20 protein-coding genes are annotated in these 15,642 nt (G+C 39.0%); 13 read left to right on the forward strand and 7 right to left on the reverse strand.

All coding sequences use genetic code 11. The features are described 5' to 3' along the window. Positions 1-54 precede the first annotated feature (54 nt). Both J2X07_RS04245 and J2X07_RS04250 read left to right on the forward strand, forming a co-directional pair. Positions 55-990: a magnesium transporter CorA family protein gene (locus tag J2X07_RS04245; protein WP_310256826.1), complete on the forward strand. Its 936-nt coding sequence runs from the start codon at positions 55-57 to the stop codon at positions 988-990. A gap of 173 nt (positions 991-1,163) precedes the next feature. Continuing rightward, a complete protein-coding gene (locus J2X07_RS04250; RefSeq protein ID WP_310256829.1) occupies positions 1,164-1,493 on the forward strand; it encodes a hydrolase in 330 nt (109 codons plus the stop codon). A 17-nt stretch (positions 1,494-1,510) separates the two neighbouring features. Here J2X07_RS04250 and J2X07_RS04255 read toward each other — a convergent pair whose 3' ends face one another. Together J2X07_RS04255 and J2X07_RS04260 are read right to left on the reverse strand one after the other, a co-directional pair. After that, positions 1,511-1,726, reverse strand: a complete 216-nt coding sequence (locus tag J2X07_RS04255) for a hypothetical protein (RefSeq protein WP_310256831.1) — start codon at positions 1,724-1,726, stop codon at positions 1,511-1,513. A 45-nt stretch (positions 1,727-1,771) separates the two neighbouring features. After that, the gene (locus J2X07_RS04260) at positions 1,772-2,431 is read right to left on the reverse strand and encodes a deoxynucleoside kinase (protein WP_310257398.1); all 660 of its coding nucleotides are present in this window, start codon (positions 2,429-2,431) and stop codon (positions 1,772-1,774) included. Positions 2,432-2,765: 334 nt separating this feature from the next. Between J2X07_RS04260 and J2X07_RS04265 the strand changes: the two genes are divergently transcribed. From J2X07_RS04265 to J2X07_RS04275, 3 genes are all read left to right on the forward strand, one after another. After that, positions 2,766-3,398, forward strand: coding sequence for a DsbA family oxidoreductase (locus J2X07_RS04265; RefSeq protein ID WP_310256832.1), 633 nt, complete (start codon positions 2,766-2,768; stop codon positions 3,396-3,398). A gap of 362 nt (positions 3,399-3,760) precedes the next feature. Beyond that, positions 3,761-4,984, forward strand: a complete 1,224-nt coding sequence (locus tag J2X07_RS04270; protein ID WP_310256835.1) for an MDR family MFS transporter — start codon at positions 3,761-3,763, stop codon at positions 4,982-4,984. Positions 4,985-5,001: 17 nt separating this feature from the next. Further along, positions 5,002-5,376: a VOC family protein gene (locus J2X07_RS04275; RefSeq protein WP_310256837.1), complete on the forward strand. Its 375-nt coding sequence runs from the start codon at positions 5,002-5,004 to the stop codon at positions 5,374-5,376. Between the two features lie 69 nt (positions 5,377-5,445). Here the strand turns inward: J2X07_RS04275 and J2X07_RS04280 are convergent, their stop codons facing one another. After that, on the reverse strand, positions 5,446-5,781 hold the full coding sequence (locus J2X07_RS04280; RefSeq protein ID WP_310256839.1) for a toprim domain-containing protein: 336 nt from the start codon (positions 5,779-5,781) through the stop codon (positions 5,446-5,448). 392 nt (positions 5,782-6,173) lie between these two features. Here J2X07_RS04280 and J2X07_RS04285 point away from each other — a divergent pair, with 392 nt between their 5' ends. Next, complete coding sequence (locus tag J2X07_RS04285) at positions 6,174-6,590, forward strand: transporter (protein ID WP_310256841.1); 417 nt, start codon at positions 6,174-6,176, stop codon at positions 6,588-6,590. A gap of 28 nt (positions 6,591-6,618) precedes the next feature. Here the strand turns inward: J2X07_RS04285 and J2X07_RS04290 are convergent, their stop codons facing one another. Both J2X07_RS04290 and J2X07_RS04295 read right to left on the reverse strand, forming a co-directional pair. Continuing rightward, entirely contained in the window at positions 6,619-7,116 is a 498-nt protein-coding gene (locus J2X07_RS04290) for an NUDIX domain-containing protein (protein ID WP_310256844.1), read from the reverse strand. A gap of 64 nt (positions 7,117-7,180) precedes the next feature. Next, positions 7,181-8,656 (reverse strand): methyl-accepting chemotaxis protein, encoded by a 1,476-nt coding sequence (locus J2X07_RS04295; protein WP_310256846.1) that lies wholly within the window; start codon positions 8,654-8,656, stop codon positions 7,181-7,183. A gap of 134 nt (positions 8,657-8,790) precedes the next feature. Between J2X07_RS04295 and J2X07_RS04300 the strand changes: the two genes are divergently transcribed. From J2X07_RS04300 to J2X07_RS04310, 3 genes are all read left to right on the forward strand, one after another. Then, complete coding sequence (locus tag J2X07_RS04300) at positions 8,791-9,669, forward strand: hypothetical protein (protein ID WP_310256848.1); 879 nt, start codon at positions 8,791-8,793, stop codon at positions 9,667-9,669. Between the two features lie 224 nt (positions 9,670-9,893). Next, complete coding sequence (locus J2X07_RS04305; RefSeq protein ID WP_310256851.1) at positions 9,894-10,481, forward strand: MEDS domain-containing protein; 588 nt, start codon at positions 9,894-9,896, stop codon at positions 10,479-10,481. A gap of 96 nt (positions 10,482-10,577) precedes the next feature. Further along, positions 10,578-10,721 carry a hypothetical protein gene (locus tag J2X07_RS04310; RefSeq protein ID WP_310256854.1) on the forward strand — a complete coding sequence of 48 codons (144 nt, stop codon included), beginning with the start codon at positions 10,578-10,580 and terminating at the stop codon, positions 10,719-10,721. A 102-nt stretch (positions 10,722-10,823) separates the two neighbouring features. On the opposite strand, the gene cspD is transcribed toward J2X07_RS04310, so the two are convergent. Then, entirely contained in the window at positions 10,824-11,024 is a 201-nt protein-coding gene (gene cspD / locus J2X07_RS04315) for a cold-shock protein CspD (RefSeq protein ID WP_310256856.1), read from the reverse strand. A 203-nt stretch (positions 11,025-11,227) separates the two neighbouring features. Then, positions 11,228-11,518 (reverse strand): late competence development ComFB family protein, encoded by a 291-nt coding sequence (locus tag J2X07_RS04320; protein ID WP_310256859.1) that lies wholly within the window; start codon positions 11,516-11,518, stop codon positions 11,228-11,230. 213 nt (positions 11,519-11,731) lie between these two features. On the opposite strand from J2X07_RS04320, the gene J2X07_RS04325 reads away from it, so the two are divergent. From J2X07_RS04325 to hpaE, 4 genes are read left to right on the forward strand one after another with little or no spacing between them, the layout of a single operon-like run. Continuing rightward, on the forward strand, positions 11,732-12,415 hold the full coding sequence (locus J2X07_RS04325; protein ID WP_310256862.1) for a GntR family transcriptional regulator: 684 nt from the start codon (positions 11,732-11,734) through the stop codon (positions 12,413-12,415). 13 nt (positions 12,416-12,428) lie between these two features. Further along, entirely contained in the window at positions 12,429-13,352 is a 924-nt protein-coding gene (gene hpaI, locus J2X07_RS04330; protein WP_310256865.1) for a 2,4-dihydroxyhept-2-ene-1,7-dioic acid aldolase, read from the forward strand. Next, positions 13,353-14,144, forward strand: a complete 792-nt coding sequence (locus tag J2X07_RS04335; protein ID WP_310256868.1) for a fumarylacetoacetate hydrolase family protein — start codon at positions 13,353-13,355, stop codon at positions 14,142-14,144. After that, on the forward strand, positions 14,128-15,642 hold the full coding sequence (gene hpaE / locus J2X07_RS04340) for a 5-carboxymethyl-2-hydroxymuconate semialdehyde dehydrogenase (protein ID WP_310256871.1): 1,515 nt from the start codon (positions 14,128-14,130) through the stop codon (positions 15,640-15,642). Before J2X07_RS04335 ends, hpaE begins: the two co-directional genes overlap by 17 nt.

Consider the following 15,642-nt stretch of genomic DNA (forward strand, 5'->3'; position numbering starts at 1 on the left):
TGCATTTTCAATAAAAGGAGAAACTATTCAAAACGGCACACATAGGAGCTAAACATGCTAAAGTATAAAAAATCATCGAATCGAACAGGAAAAATTGATCACTTTGATTACCCCGATTCTGATGAAACCATATTGATGTTTTATAATAGCCCTGAAGAAATGAATAAGGATGAACTGCTGCAAAAGATGGAGATCCACCCTTTAGCTACTCATGCATTCTCTTCATTTTCGGAACATCCAAAGATTAATATTTACGCCAATCATGCAGTCGTTTCCACTTTTTATTTAGACACAGAAGATTTTAAGCCGATCAGAATCAACTTGCTGATTGGAAATCAATATTTAATCGCGATGTCTGAGAATGTCCTTCCCTTTAGAAAAAAGCTCGTACAGGATTTTATCGAAAATCCGGAGCACATGAAGCACGTCAGTTATATGCTTTATTATTTAATGAAGGATATTGTTGATTCCTATTTGGAGGTAGTGGACAAACTTTCTGATGAATTTTTGGATTTGGAAAAACAAGTTTTTGTTGATCCTTTGAAAAGGGAGATCGGTCATAACGTTTACCGCTGGAAAAGCAGGCTGCACAACCTGAGGCAATATGTAGAGGCTGAAGAGTTCGTCATTCAAAAAATGGGACATGATGATTTTGAATTTGCGAGTGATGAATCTGGCTTTTATTTCAAAGATTTACTTTCAGCATTTTCAAGAGTTACGGCTGCTTTTGATAATTATAAAGAAAATTTAAAAGGGATTCTTGATCTGCAGATGTCATTAAAATCCGATCATATGAACCGCATAATGAAAACACTGACGCTCGTTAGTGCCGTATTTGTACCTCTTACTTTTATCGCTGGTTTGTATGGGATGAATTTTGAATATATACCAGAATTGAGATGGAGATACGGCTATTTTTATGTTTTAACCCTATGTTTCATACTTGCTGTATTGATTATGGGATATTTTAAGAGAAAAAGATGGTGGTGATGAAAATCAGGAAAGTAAGTTGCGAGACTATAACAGGATATGAGGGACAGTTGCGACCACTTATGGCAAAAATCTCAAGAGGACTCACCGCACGCTCTAAGGAAAATGAGAAAACAGCCTTACATAAAATGCGTCTTGTGGCGAAAAGCTAGTGATAAAAGGAGGCGCTTCACATGGGAAAAAGACCTTATTACGTAAACGTGGAAAGCGGGGAAATACTTCCGATAAAAACGGCTTCCACTTTTCAGTTTGAAATCTCCGCTTCTGATGAAGATGTAAGAAAGCTTGCATACATGTTTGAAGAGATGGAAAGTATGGCAAACGACACATTTGTACGAACACACTTGCCTTATGTTCCTTATTCCAATGACCCAGACAATCACAGATATGATAGTAAGCTAAAAGAAGTATATCAATTTATCCATGATTTAGGTCTGGACGAAACAAGAAATTTTATTGAAACCATGAGTATTTGGGAAGAAAAAAGGCCGGAGACAGAATAATGTCTTGGCCTTTTGGTTTAATATACGAAATATGCAATGTAGATAATAACAATTACAACTACCGTAAAACCGATGTACGTTAAAAATACTGGGTTAAATAATGCAGTATGTCTTGCTACGGCTGGATTTATTTCATCCTTTGTGTAGCTTTTTTGTTTTTTGGCTAACTGAAGAGTCCACCAAAGACCACCAGCTAAAATGAGGACTGACAATATCAGGATTAGTGTAAACAATTGTTTTCACTCCTTAATTCTTGTTTGTCCATAGTTTTTGTGAAATTAACGAGTTTCATTCATTAGAGCTGGCTCGCCTTCCAATGAATGGAGTCGCTTAAGCTCTGTATTTACCAATGAGAGAATCTTGTCTTGATCTTGTTTGTCAAAAATGTTGTACTCTTTGCTTTCAATGATAAGAACAGGTGTCTTATCATAAGCTTTAATCCATTCCTTATACTTGCCGTGCAATGTTTTATAATAAGCTAAAAGCTCAGGATTTTTGTCTACCTGCTCATAAGAACGGCCTCTTTGCGTAATACGCTCGAGAACTGTATCAAGGTCACTGTCGAGATATATCAATAAATCAGCACGTGACTTCGGCATTTTATCGATTTCGTTCATCATCGTCTCAAGCAAGTCTTTATACGTATCGAATTCAAGCTGAGTCATGTTGCCGGAGTCAAAATTGAGCTCTGCAAAAATTAAATCTTCATATAAACTTCGATCCAGAACATTGTCTGGGTTTGTGCGCGCTTGACGAATTGTTTTAAAACGTGTGTTTAAAAAGTAAATCTGAAGCGGAAAAGCCCATCGCTTCGGGTTTTTGTAATAATCGGGTAAAATAGGATTATCAACGACGCTCTCATAATAAATTTCGCTTTCAAGCTGCTGGCTCAAAAACTCAGCGTATGTTGTTTTCCCAGTACCGATCATACCTGCCATTAAAATCACGGTGTATCCTCCTAAAATGAAATGCTGAACCAGCCATTTAGACACGACAAGCACATAATCTCCTGACAACGGATACGTTTTTTGTATCCTAGGAAGGAGAGATGTGACCTCGAGTGTCTGGCTGGTGAAGCTGGACAATGAAATGCTGAACCGGGTCGGTTGCAAAAAAGCAAATCGTTATGTAAATATGTAAAATCAATATATGGTATGTATGACATAAAGCCTTTCTAAATATATCACGGATTGAAAAATGTGAATAGAGGGTGTTGTCGGAAATTGGAGAAAAGTAAGAGGAAGAGATGATTAGAAGAAAGGATGAACAATTATGGCAATTCCTATTAAAGTATACTCAGACTTTGTTTGTCCGTATTGTTTTCTAGCAGAGACACCGCTTTTAAAAGCCATTGAAGGAAAAGATGTAACCATAGAATGGATCCCGTTTGAACTGCGGCCGTATCCGCAAAAAACGTTAAAACCAGAAGACAGTTATATTCAACGATCGTGGTATGAATCTGTATTGCCGCTTGCGCAAAAATTTGGTGTTCAAATGATATTGCCTGATGTTACACCTCAGCCGCATACACATTATGCACATGAAGGTTTATTGTTCTCAAAAAGGCAGGGTAAAGAAAAAGAATACGCTCACCGGGTATTTGCTCGGTTTTATCAGGAAGGGCAAGATATCGGCCAGATCGAAGTACTTCGAAATATTGCAGAAGAAGTTGGACTGGATGGGGAAGCATTTGAAAAATCGCTTCGTTTACGCGAATTTAGTGATGAGAGAGAAGCATATTTACGCAAGGCACATGAAGAAGACGGAATCACAGCAGTCCCGACCTTGTATATAGGTGACCGTGTTCTAAAAGGACTCCATCCGCAGGCGAACATCGAACGAGCCTTGAGAGGTGCAATCCGCGATGAGAAAATGGAGTTTTGTGAAGGCGATGAATGTGAATAGTACAGAAAAAAGAGCGCTTAGAAGGTTATCCTTCTTGGCGCTCTTTTAACGTTCTTAACAATGAAAAAAGGGGGTTGTTGATAGGGATGACTATAATATAGCAACTAGGATTAAAAACATGAGAAATATGTGATTTTTTTGATAAACGTTATCACTTTGTGACAAAGACGCGTTAAAGAAGTAACGTCCAGTTAATCAATGGGGAAAGAGCCCTAGTAAGGGGTGGGCTCTTTCAGGAAAAGGGGGTACATTTATATAAGACGAGTCAAATAAAAGAAAGTTTCAAAAAATGTAAATTTTCTTTCCAATCTTCTATTGAAAAGTGATAAAGTATAAAACAGAAAAAGAAGAGAGGGATGGGAATGAGGGGATTTTTCGATAAGTGGCATCCAGCTGTTATTGTAATTATAGCTGGAACACTTTTTACAAGAGCGGCTTTTTTTATGACAATGCCATTTTTGGCTATCTATTTATACACTGAAAAAGGAATAGATCCAGCCACTGTTGGGATTATCATTGGAGTAAGTGCTCTTACGGGAACTCTTGGAGGTTTTTTTGGTGGATATTTATCAGACCGTATAGGCAGGCTGCCGGTAATGACTGTTGCCATATTCACATGGAGTGCAGTATTTGCGGGATTTGCGGTCGCTGACCATGTATGGCATTTCTTTTTACTAAACATGTTAAACGGTTTGTGCCGTTCTTGGTTCGAACCAATTTCAAGAGCTTTGCTCGCCGACGTAACTACAAAACAGAACAGGCTACGTGTATTCAATGCCCGTTATTTTGCAATAAACGTGGGGGCTGCTATCGGTCCTGTTATCGGAACGCATCTTGGTACTGCATCATCAACACAAGCTTTTTATATAACGGCAGCTGCTTACCTGCTCTACGGCCTTGTGATCATAAGTACGCTGACTCGGTACTCGTCTGAATTAAAAGGCGGTGAAGAAAGAAAGTTCTCAGTGAAATCAGCACTAACCGTGCTATCCAAAGATAAAGTTCTTGCTTTTTTCTTAGCAGGAAACACAATAGTGATGATGTCACAGTCACAAATGGATACTACTTTGGCGCAATATATAGGGAACGCCCCTCAATTTGAAAATGGTGTTAAACTATTTGCGTACTTAGTCGTAGCAAATGCGGCAACGGTCCTTTTACTTCAGTTTCCAGTGACGAATTACATAAAGAGATGGGAACCAATGAATGCACTCCGTTTCGGAAGTATCGCATTCAGCCTCTCGTTTTTAGGTTTTGGTCTATCAGCGAATGCTGTATTTTTAGTCATCAGCATGGTTGTCTTAACAGTGGGTGAAATTATTGTATTTGTGATGAGTGATGTACTGTTGGATGACTTGGCACCTGATCATATGAGAGGTACCTATTTTGGGGCGATGTCATTTCGGTCAATCGGCTTTAGTGCAGGACCATGGATCGGAGGACTGCTGCTGAGTACATTTGGTTTTCATCATGGATTCTATGTATTTGGCTGCTTAACGCTCATTTCTTTATTGTCACTTCCATTTTTTCAATACGGGGAAATTGTACGTAAAAACACAGCAGCAAATCATTCGGTTTCAACATAAGGGAGGAGAACACTATCATGATAACAGGTATTGAACATACTGGAATAATGGTTTCAGATATGGAAAAATCAATTTTATTTTATAAGGATATTTTAGGTCTGGAGTTTATAGACAGATTTGACCACACGAGCGTGGATGTGAATTTAGCTTTTTTAGGACTTGATGGAAAAGTGCTTGTGGAACTTATCGAAGGTTATCCCGGAGAAGTAACAAATGAAGGGAAGGTACATCACCTCGCATTCTCAGTACTGAATATTGAAGAAAAATTTAAACTGCTGCAAGAAAAAGGGGTCAAATTAAAAGATCAAGAAATAACCGAACTGCCAAATGGAAAGTATTTTTTCTTTTACGGACCTGATGAAGAATCACTCGAGTTTTTTGAGGCGAAATAATCTGATAAAGACTATTGCGATTCATAAAAAGGACTCTGAAAAAGAGTCCTTATTAAAAACTGATCGTTGTTAAATTCCCGGCAACGTCTCTTTTAAATATTGATTAGAACAATACTCTACACCGTATTTATAACGGTGTTCACGCACATTACGAGCTTTCTTCGGGTCTATTAAGATGCGTTTAATCTCAGGATAGGCTTCCATTATTTTTTGAGCAATTTTATCCCCAGGTTCATCTGGATCTGTTAAAACGTATACATCATCACATAAAATTAAAGCTTCTTCTATAGCTCTTCTTTCTTTATGACGGAATGAAATACCGTTTAAAATAACAAAATGAGCATGAGGGTCCACACACTGAACTTTCAGTTGATCACTTTTTCCTTCAACAATGTATCCGGTCATAGCGCCTCCTGTAAATCATAAGATTCATTATGATTCTATGGCGGGCGTTGTGAAAATAGTACAACTACTCATACGAACCTCGGAACAAAAAAGAAGCAGCGGATACTTCTCCGCTGCTTCTTTATCTATTTTTTAATTTTCTAGCGATAATAGGCAGTAATCTCTTTTTGCCTTGTTTGAGCAGAAATGCGAAAGCCATCCCTTTTAGCCCTTTGCTGATGCGTCCCATTTTGTATACCTCCTCAAAAAGCTTGATTTTTAGTAATATACCCGAAATACAGCAGAGGCAATCTTTATTAATTCTTAAACCACGGGATACTTGTCTATACGTCTACCATTTGCTGTGAATAAGATACTAGGGCACAAACAATTTTTTATAGGAGTTGGATATTTTGGTACAAAGGATGTTTCCGTTCTTTCCAGGGCAAGGTGGCCAAGGACAAGGACAGGGTCAAGGACAAGGGTTTGGACCTCATGGTGGACCGTCAGGCGGACCTCCAGGAGGGGGCGGTGGAGGTATGGCTCCACATTCACCTCCACCATCATACACACCACATCAATCCCAAGGTTTTAGTTTAGGAGGCCACGGAGGACAAGGAGGACACCATGGCCAATATGCAATTGATGCAGGTGCCATTCGTCCTTGTCTGTACCGGTACGTCTATATATGGCCGAACTGGGGACATGGATTTTGGGCATGGCTTACTTTTGCTGGCCGCCATTCTGTTGCAGGCTTCCGATGGAATGGACGTCGTTGGGTGTACTTCGGAATGGACACTCGCCAAATCAACGCTTTTTTCTGTTCATAAAAAATAACCGCCGTTTTGGCGGTTATTTTTATTTTTCATATTCAGGAGCTTGAAGAACATCCCATGTTTGATACAATTTCATTTCCGTAGGAATATCATTACACGATAAGTATTGTGAAGCTTCCCATACAAGCGGTGAACACCACTCTTCGTGCAGCTTCAGCTCCATAGGATCGACCCAAAATGCACCTTTAGAATCTTGATCAGGGATTGAGGCTAGAGAGTGACGTGTAGTTTCATTGATTTTTCCTATAAAATAAATAGCGGTATGCTGTGAAACCGTCCAAATTTTATAGTACCATGGAATCTCGTAGATTCTTTCTGCTAGTTTAGCAGCAGTCAGAACATGATATCCGGTTTCTTCTAACACCTCACGTACAACGGTTTCTAATTCGGACTCTCCATTCTCGGGAGTGCCGCCGGGAAGGTCTAAGCGATTTTTGTAAGGTCCTCCGCTTTTTTTAATCGTCAGCAGATGACCAGCATCATTCACACAAATTAAATAGATTCCTCTATGCGTATGCATCGTATCCGTCTCCTTTATGAAAAATGCCTCTTCATTATGTATGAAAAGGCATTAAGCAATAACATTATTCTTTTACTAGTTCATTCAATTCTGAAGTTAGTGCTTCGAATTTCGTGAAACTCTCCACAACATCTTCCACACAGCGGTATTGCTCTTCAACGCTGGCAAGTACTTCTTCAACAGCACCACTTGACGATTCAGCTGTTCCAGAAACCGATTGAATTTCGCCTACAATCTGTCCGGTAGATTCGTAAAGTTGATTGATGAGCGACTGTACTTGTGATGACTGAGCAGCCACCTGATCTGTATTCGATAAAATTTGTTTGAAATTATTGGCTGTTTTTTGAGTGGCTTCCAAACTGGATGAAACGACTCCTTGAGACCCATCAACGAATTGTGCTGCCTGTTTTGCTTTGCTGCGTATTTCTCCAAGGATACCAGCAATCTGTTTTGTGGAGTTTTGCGAGTCTTCTGCTAAACGGCGAACTTCATCAGCTACCACGGCAAATCCTCGTCCTTGGTCACCGGCTCTGGCTGCTTCAATCGCAGCATTTAATGCCAATAGATTCGTCTGTGAAGAAATTTCTTCGATCGTTGTTAAAATATCTCCGATCGATTCACTCTGTTCATTCAGTTCATTCATCAGTGAATTCGTTTGTTTCATCAAGTCACTTACTTCTTCCATTTTAGCTGAAAGTTCTAGAACCTGATTTTCACCAGCTTTCGTAACATGTGCTGTTTCTTCAGATAATTGCTTCATGTCGGTAGAATGCTGGAACAATCCTTTTGCTACATCGTTTGTACTCGTTACTGAATCGTTCATGCCGCCAACACTGACAGCTTGTGACTCAACACCTTTTGCGACTTCCGAAAATGCATGATTGATGTTGCTGGATATTTCGCCTGTTCTAGTTACGTTTTCTTTTACGGATTGGCTAAATAAATGAAGGTTTTCCGTCGCTTCTTTTACTTTTGATAACAAATGCTCCAGTTTTACTTTATCATTTTCTGCACGCTTTTCTGCCTGCAGGATATTGTTTTGCATGCGTTGTCCAATTTTAGCCTGAGCAACGAGTGCTGAAGTGATGACAATTAAAAAAACATTTAATGAAATGATAATCTTAGGATCTTGTCCGGCAAACATTGTATCTTTATATTGGAAAAAGAAAAAATTGGTTAAAAATAATCCGCTAACACCCGATAGTAAAATAGAAATGTAGTTATGGTATAGCGTGATAAAGGCAAGGCAAACGTAAGTCATTAAATAAGTAGAAATTTTCGGGTTTGAGTCAGCCATGATAACAGCCAGGGCAGTCATACCAATTACAACAAAATATTGAACGGCCTCTGGAGCCCATTGCCGGCTTGTCCATACAGTAAGGACAAGAAGAATAATCAGTCCTCCAATCCCGTAAAAAGCAACGCTTTCTAATGTTTTCGTACTAGCGTATGTACTTCCAAGCCCTAAAAAATACATACCCCATAACATTTTGGTAACGAGTTTGTTCGTTTGTAAATTTGAGGCAAATGATGGATTCAAATTTTTTCATCTCCGTTTTAGAATATAAAAGTGCTATTCTATATATCGACAATATTTTTTAAGAATTAACGGTTTTTAAACCTTATGTAACAAAATTTTCTAATAATTCGTCTAAATCTATGAGGTGGCCAAACATGACAAATAAGACAGGGATAAAATGCGCTTTAGTAATAATGGCAGTAATATTATCAGCTTGCAGCAACAATCAGGATTCCAAGCCAAAAGATGTAAAGCATAAGACTGCCGCAACAGCTCCAAAAAAGGAACAAAATGAAAATAAATCTGATAAAAAAGAAGAAGCAGCTACGGATCAAACCGCTATTCAAATCGATGGAACATATGTCGGACAAATCGATAATAATTCCATTGAAGTGGAAGCGGATGGAGAAATCCTTGTGCTTCGTTTAACGGATGAAACTCGCAAATTACTCGCAGCTTTAAAAGATGGGGCAACGGTTTCGGTCACTTATAAAAAAGACGAAAATGATCAAAATATATTGGAAAAAATTGTGGCGGTCGATTCTGATGAAGTTGAACAGCCACCAACAAAAACATTAGAGTATACGATAGATGGCAAAAAGATTCGAAAAGAAGCAGCTCTCATACAAAGCGAGCAAGGTTATTCCTTCTATAAAGTTGATGATTTTGAGTTCACGGCTGAAGAACCCGGAAAAGACTTATTGTTTGCCTCGCCATATGCAGAAACTTTTGTAAGAATTGAGCCAGTTGCAGATGACGCATCGATAGATGATTTGAAGAAGTGGGCGAATGATGAACTAGAAGCGGTTGGTGAAGTAAAAGAAGTGAAGAGCAGTGAAGTAGCTGGTCCGGGATTTGCGAACACAGAACTTTTTATCACAGCTTCTAAAGATTCATATACAAAATACATTGTCATTCAAAAACAACAGAGTGGTAAGATGGTAAAGTATACAGTAAACTTGCCAAAGCATGATAAGTCTAAGGAATGGGAACAAGAAATTTGGGCAATGTTATCCACATTAAAAATGAAGTAAAAAAAGGGTGCCAGCTGGTACGCTTTTTTTATTGGCTGCTTTCATACTTTGCTGCTCTTGCAGGTGATTCATTTTCGTGAGGGTAGGTGAGTCACAGTGGCAACTTTCAAAACCAAAAAAAAATTAGAGGACAGCCCCCTTTTAGGAGAGGAATTATTTTAAGGAAAAAGAATTTAAGTGATATAAAGATTGCGAAAGTAAAATGAAAACGAGGAGGTCGTCAAATGAAGCAAAAAATGAACCAGGTGCTAAATAATCAAAATAGTGCTCATCTATTTTATTCTTTTAGCGATTTGCACAAGTATATACAAAACACGGTGGCCTATATTCTTAATGGAATCGAATATGGCGAGTCAATCTTACTTATTGAAAGTGAAAGGATACTCCCTTATTTAATGGATGAATTGGAGAAATATTTGGATGAAAAAGATCGGGATAAAATCCATTATATTAGTAATTTTGATTTTTACTATTCAAGTGGAAGCTATCATCCTCCTGCCATTTCTAAATACATTCATAGATCACTTCAGCCCTTTTTAGAACAAAATATACCGGTTCGGACATGGACACATGTTGAGTGGAGTACGATTGAGGGGCCGTTTTCTATTGTTGAAGAATTGGAAAAAAGTGTAGATATCCTGGTAGATGAACTTAATTTAAGAGTAATGTGTGCATACGAAGAAACCGGTATGCCTGAAACTCTTAGAACCATTCTGTTACGAACGCATAAATACATCATGACTGACGATGATTTGTACTTTTCAGATCAATATAATGATAAGGAAGTTAAAATGTTTACAAATGAACACTAAAAAAATAGTTTTAAGAAAGAGTCATTAAAGTAGCATACGGCATATAATGTTTTCAAAGGAGAAAAAAGTTTCCTTAAGGAAAGACAGGTGGATGCCATGTGGTACAAAGAAAGCTCATTATTTAAACTGCAGCAGTATACGCTGATCCTTCATAAACTTGGGATATTTTCATGCGAAGATAAAGCGGATATACTTGGGAAAATAGAAAATTACAAATCAAAAATAACGATGAAAGAATAGAGGTTTCTTCTAATTGAAGAAGCCTTTTTGTTTTTACAAGGCTCTTTTCAAGTGCAAAAGAAAAAACCGGCAGATGATTGCCGGTTCGTGTATAAGTTTTGTTTATTTTTTAGTTACGTTAGCAGCTTGTGGTCCACGAGCTCCATCAACGATTTCAAATTCTACTTCTTGACCTTCATCTAATGATTTGAAACCATCTGATTGAATTGCTGAAAAATGTACGAATACATCGTCTCCGCCTTCAACTTCGATAAAACCAAAACCTTTTTCTGCGTTAAACCATTTTACTTTACCTGTTTGCATGTGAATGCCTCCTAAAACGTTTGCACAATTGTGCCGGAATTACCAGACTTCCTTTCAAACTCTTAACACATAAGATGTAATCCAGTCGAGTATGGTTGAAATCAATATATCACAAAGAAAAAGCGCTATCAAGGGACTTTTCTGAAAAATAGGAATAAAGAGACAGGGACAAAAATAGCGTCATGAGACAGAAAAACCATCTTCTATTCGGAATAGGAAGATGGTTCTATTTCATGTGAAGGTCGCGTTGCTACGATTCCAGTTGCTTTAACGATCTGATTTAAAATATTAACTCGAGATTGGTCATCAAAGTTTTGTGCTTTTACGTATGCATAGCCATCTTCATTTGAGACATATCGGGGCGGCAAATTATTGAGTGTAATCGCATAAACATCCGTTTTACAAATCTCACATTTGCATGGAAGCTGAAGTTGGCCCCAGTAGTTCATTAATGCTTCTTCTACAAGTATTTCCATGGCGTTAATCACTTTCATGGGTTTATTTACCCCTTTGTATACAATCTATAGAAATAGAATAGCTTATTCTTACTACATGTGTAAACTTATAAAATAGTGATTATGACCATATCCCTATCAATTTTTAAGATATGTTCATAAAACGTTACTTTCTTACTAAATTGACAATTATATATGATTTTTCTGAAAATTGTGTTGAAATCATATATGATTTGAGATTAACATAGAGTTATGAAGACTACACACAAACCCAACAAGCAGCAATATGCTTATCAAGTCATCCGTTCCCGCATTCTGGATGGCAGGTATCCGCCTGGTCACAAACTAGTGATTGATCAGCTGGCTAGAGAACTCCACACAAGTGCGATTCCTGTACGTGAAGCGATCAGGCAGCTGGAAGCAGATTCTCTCATCTCATTCAAACCCTACTCGGGAGCGATTGTAACCCCGTTTGATGAAGAAGCATATTTAGAGACTTTGTCAGTTTTGGCAGTATTAGAAGGTTACGCAACTGCAGAATCGTCTGTCCACTTTCCTCATGAAAAGCTGAAGAATTTAAGAACGTATACTCAACTCATGGAAGACGCACTTGATGTACTCGATTTTTCTCTTTTCTCCAACTACAACAAAGAATTCCACAAACTCACTTATACCTACTGCACCAATCAATTTTTAATGGAACAAATTCAGGCCACTTGGGAGAGGCTTAGTACTGTCAGAAAAAATGGTACGACAATGCAGCCGGCCCGAATGAAACGTTCTATTGCGGAACATTATCAATTAATAGAGATGATTGAAAAAAGAGAAGATCCCAAAAAAATCGAGTCATTTACTCGGTGCCACAAAATGAATACGCTAAAAGCTTTTCAGGAGGACAAAACGATTCAGTCAAAATTAAAAATGAATACTTTATAAGGAGATGGAAGGAATGAAATTTGAAGAAGTGAAAAAGAATCTTCGCGGGTCGATCGCACCGGTCATTACACCGTTCCACGACGATGAATCCCTTGATTTGGATTCTCTTAAAAGTTTAATAGACTGGCATATTCAATCAGGCAGTCATGGAATTTCGGTCACAGGAACTACCGGAGAACCATCCTCACTCACATTAAAAGAACGTGAGCAAGTGATGGAAACAGCGATTAAAACCGTAAATAAGCGTGTACCTATCGTTCCGGGTACAGGATCAACCAACCACCAAGAATCCCTTCACTTAACAAAACTCGCCCAAGAAATGGGAGCAGATGCCGCAATGGTCATCGTTCCTTATTACAATAAACCTTCACAGCATGCACTTTACAAACATTTTAAAACGATCGCTGACAGCGTTGATATTCCATTGATCATTTATAACATTCCAGGGAGAACGGCAGTGAATCTGGAAGTAAAAACACTCGCGAGATTAAACGAAGACTGCCCAAACATAATCGGTGTAAAAGAATCCAATAAGGACTTTGAACACGTTAACCGGGTGCTGCTCGAATGCGGACGCGACTTTTTGCTGTATTCAGGCATTGAATTATTATGTTATCCGATGCTTGCCATTGGCGGAGCGGGCTACATATCGGCAACGGCTAACGTTCTGCCATCGAAAGTGGCAGAAGTGTATAACGCTTGGGAGTCAGGAAATGTGCAGGAAGCTATGAAACTGCATTACGACCTCATGCCCCTTAACGATGTACTTTTTAAAGATACAAACCCTGCTCCATTAAAAGCAGCGTTAGGTATGATGGGAAAAATCAATCCTACATTAAGAATGCCGATGGACTTGCCTGCTGAATCTCTGCAAAAAGAAATCAGATCAGTATTAGCAGATTATGGACTCGTAGAAAAAATAGGGAGTGAAGTGTAAATGAAACATGCACGCGTGATATATGAAGGCAGAGAGCAAAAAGGAACAATTGTAGATGAAACAATTACATTCTCTTCGGGAAAAACTGCTGATATAAAAGACATTGAAACATGGCTTCCACCGTTTCAGCCGAATAAAATGATCGGTCTCGCGTTGAACTATGCAGATCACGCGGATGAACTAGGATTAGAAAAGCCAGCTGAACCGGTATTGTTCATCAAACCAAATTCATCTATAGTGGGACATAAAGGGCAAGTGTTCTATCCAGATGGTGCAACATACATGCATTACGAAAATGAGCTTGCCGTTGTGATCGGTAAAGAGGGAAGAAATATAAAAGCTGAAAATGCGATGGAATTTGTAAGCGGTTACACAATTGCGAATGACGTGACTGTACGTGATTTCGTAAACAATTGGTACCGCCCGCCCGTTCGAGCAAAAGGGCATGATACGTTTGGCCCGATGGGTCCGTATTATGTAGACGCAGCAGATATTCCAGACGTGGCGAATCTTGAACTTCGTACGTATGTAAACGGTGAATTAAGACAGCAAGGAAATACGAAAGACTTGATGTATTCGATTCCTGAGATTATTGAATTCGTCTCATCATTCATGACGCTTGAACCGAATGATGTGATCTGGACAGGAACGCCTAAAGGGATCTCTCACGTACATCCTGGAGATGTTGTCAGACTTGAAATCGACTATTTGGGTGTTCTTGAAAATAAGATTGTAGACGGGCGTACCGATAAGGTATCAACAGGAGGGAAGGCCGATGAAGCCAGAAGTTAAGGAAAAAATTCAGCACTACATTAACGGACAGTTCGTTTCTGGTGTAAACGGAGAAACATTTGTGAATTTGAATCCTTTTACAAACGAAAAAATTAATACAGTAAGTGAAGGGACGAAAGAAGATATTAACCTAGCTGCAAAAGCAGCAAAAGAAGCTTTTAAGCAAGGACCTTGGGGAAAGATGAAGCAGGGAAAACGTCTTCAATTTATCTATAAAATTGCGGAATTGATCGATCGTGATATTGAAGAGATTGCTTTGCTTGAGTCCTATGACACAGGACTGCCGATTGCACAGACGAGGAAAATGGTTGGCCGTTCAGCGGATAACTTCCGTTTTTACGCAGAGATGGTGAAAAACCGCATGTCAGGTGAAGCATATCATGTTGATGATGAATTTATGAACTATACCATTCAAAAGCCTGTAGGTGTTGCGGGACTCATTACACCGTGGAACGCACCGTTTATGCTCGAGACGTGGAAGATTGCTCCAGCACTTGCTACAGGAAACACTGTCATTTTAAAACCGGCAGAATGGTCGCCGCTTACAGCGAACAAACTAGCCGAACTGATTCATGAAGCTGGGCTTCCTACAGGTGTTTTTAATGTTGTTCACGGATTTGGAGAAACAGCTGGAGCGTCACTCGTTGCTCATCCAGACGTCCAGTTGATCTCGTTTACCGGAGAAACGAAAACTGGTTCAGAGATTATGAGAAACGGAGCGGCTTCCTTAAAGCGCTTTTCTATGGAGCTGGGCGGAAAGTCACCGATCATTGTATTTGATGATTGTGAGATGGAACGCGCGATTGATGCGTGTGTATGGGGAATCTTTTCGTTTAACGGTGAGCGCTGTACAGCAAATTCAAGGCTTTTTGTACAAGAAACAATTAAAGAGGAGTTCGTCAGCCGCTTAAAAGAAAGAGTAGAAAATATCATCGTTGGCGATCCTTCTGACCCTGATACAGAAGTAGGACCGCTCATTCATAAAGATCACTATGAAAATGTAAAACGCTATTTGAAGATTGCTCAAGAAGAAGGAGCAGAGATTTACTCACAACCACTCTCTGAATCTCATAAAAAAGGAAACTTTGTTGCACCTACTCTTTTATTAAATGTGAAAAACGACATGACGGTAGCTCAAGAGGAGATTTTTGGCCCTGTTTTATCTGTTTTGACGTTTAAAGATGAAGAAGAAGTCATTGCGTATGCGAATGACATCAATTATGGTCTTGCCGGTTATGTTTGGACGAACGACATGAAAAAAGGTCTGCGTGTCGCAAACAGCGTGGAAGCAGGTATGCTTTGGCTGAATTCACAAAATGTCCGTGATCTTCGTATTCCGTTCGGGGGTTCTAAAAACTCAGGAATCGGGCGTGAAGGCGGTCATTACGCTTTTGAATTTTACACAGAAATGAAAGTGGTGCATGTTGCACTCGCTGATCATCATATTCAGCAGTTTGGTAAGAAAAAACAAAAGCTTCAAACTGAAGCCAACCACTAG

This window comes from Fictibacillus barbaricus (genome assembly GCF_031457135.1).
Lineage (GTDB): Bacteria > Bacillota > Bacilli > Bacillales > Fictibacillaceae > Fictibacillus > Fictibacillus barbaricus_A.

Coding starts and splice junctions, on each gene's coding strand:
- J2X07_RS04245 (WP_310256826.1), top strand. CDS start 55: ATGCTAAAGTATAAAAAATCATCGAATCGAACAGGAAAAATTGATCAC.
- J2X07_RS04250 (WP_310256829.1), top strand. CDS start 1,164: ATGGGAAAAAGACCTTATTACGTAAACGTGGAAAGCGGGGAAATACTT.
- J2X07_RS04260 (WP_310257398.1), bottom strand. CDS start 2,431: ATGGCAGGTATGATCGGTACTGGGAAAACAACATACGCTGAGTTTTTG.
- J2X07_RS04265 (WP_310256832.1), top strand. CDS start 2,766: ATGGCAATTCCTATTAAAGTATACTCAGACTTTGTTTGTCCGTATTGT.
- J2X07_RS04270 (WP_310256835.1), top strand. CDS start 3,761: ATGAGGGGATTTTTCGATAAGTGGCATCCAGCTGTTATTGTAATTATA.
- J2X07_RS04275 (WP_310256837.1), top strand. CDS start 5,002: ATGATAACAGGTATTGAACATACTGGAATAATGGTTTCAGATATGGAA.
- J2X07_RS04280 (WP_310256839.1), bottom strand. CDS start 5,781: ATGACCGGATACATTGTTGAAGGAAAAAGTGATCAACTGAAAGTTCAG.
- J2X07_RS04290 (WP_310256844.1), bottom strand. CDS start 7,116: ATGCATACGCATAGAGGAATCTATTTAATTTGTGTGAATGATGCTGGT.
- J2X07_RS04300 (WP_310256848.1), top strand. CDS start 8,791: ATGACAAATAAGACAGGGATAAAATGCGCTTTAGTAATAATGGCAGTA.
- J2X07_RS04305 (WP_310256851.1), top strand. CDS start 9,894: ATGAAGCAAAAAATGAACCAGGTGCTAAATAATCAAAATAGTGCTCAT.
- J2X07_RS04310 (WP_310256854.1), top strand. CDS start 10,578: ATGTGGTACAAAGAAAGCTCATTATTTAAACTGCAGCAGTATACGCTG.
- cspD (WP_310256856.1), bottom strand. CDS start 11,024: ATGCAAACAGGTAAAGTAAAATGGTTTAACGCAGAAAAAGGTTTTGGT.
- J2X07_RS04320 (WP_310256859.1), bottom strand. CDS start 11,518: ATGAAAGTGATTAACGCCATGGAAATACTTGTAGAAGAAGCATTAATG.
- J2X07_RS04325 (WP_310256862.1), top strand. CDS start 11,732: ATGAAGACTACACACAAACCCAACAAGCAGCAATATGCTTATCAAGTC.
- hpaI (WP_310256865.1), top strand. CDS start 12,429: ATGAAATTTGAAGAAGTGAAAAAGAATCTTCGCGGGTCGATCGCACCG.
- J2X07_RS04335 (WP_310256868.1), top strand. CDS start 13,353: ATGAAACATGCACGCGTGATATATGAAGGCAGAGAGCAAAAAGGAACA.
- hpaE (WP_310256871.1), top strand. CDS start 14,128: ATGAAGCCAGAAGTTAAGGAAAAAATTCAGCACTACATTAACGGACAG.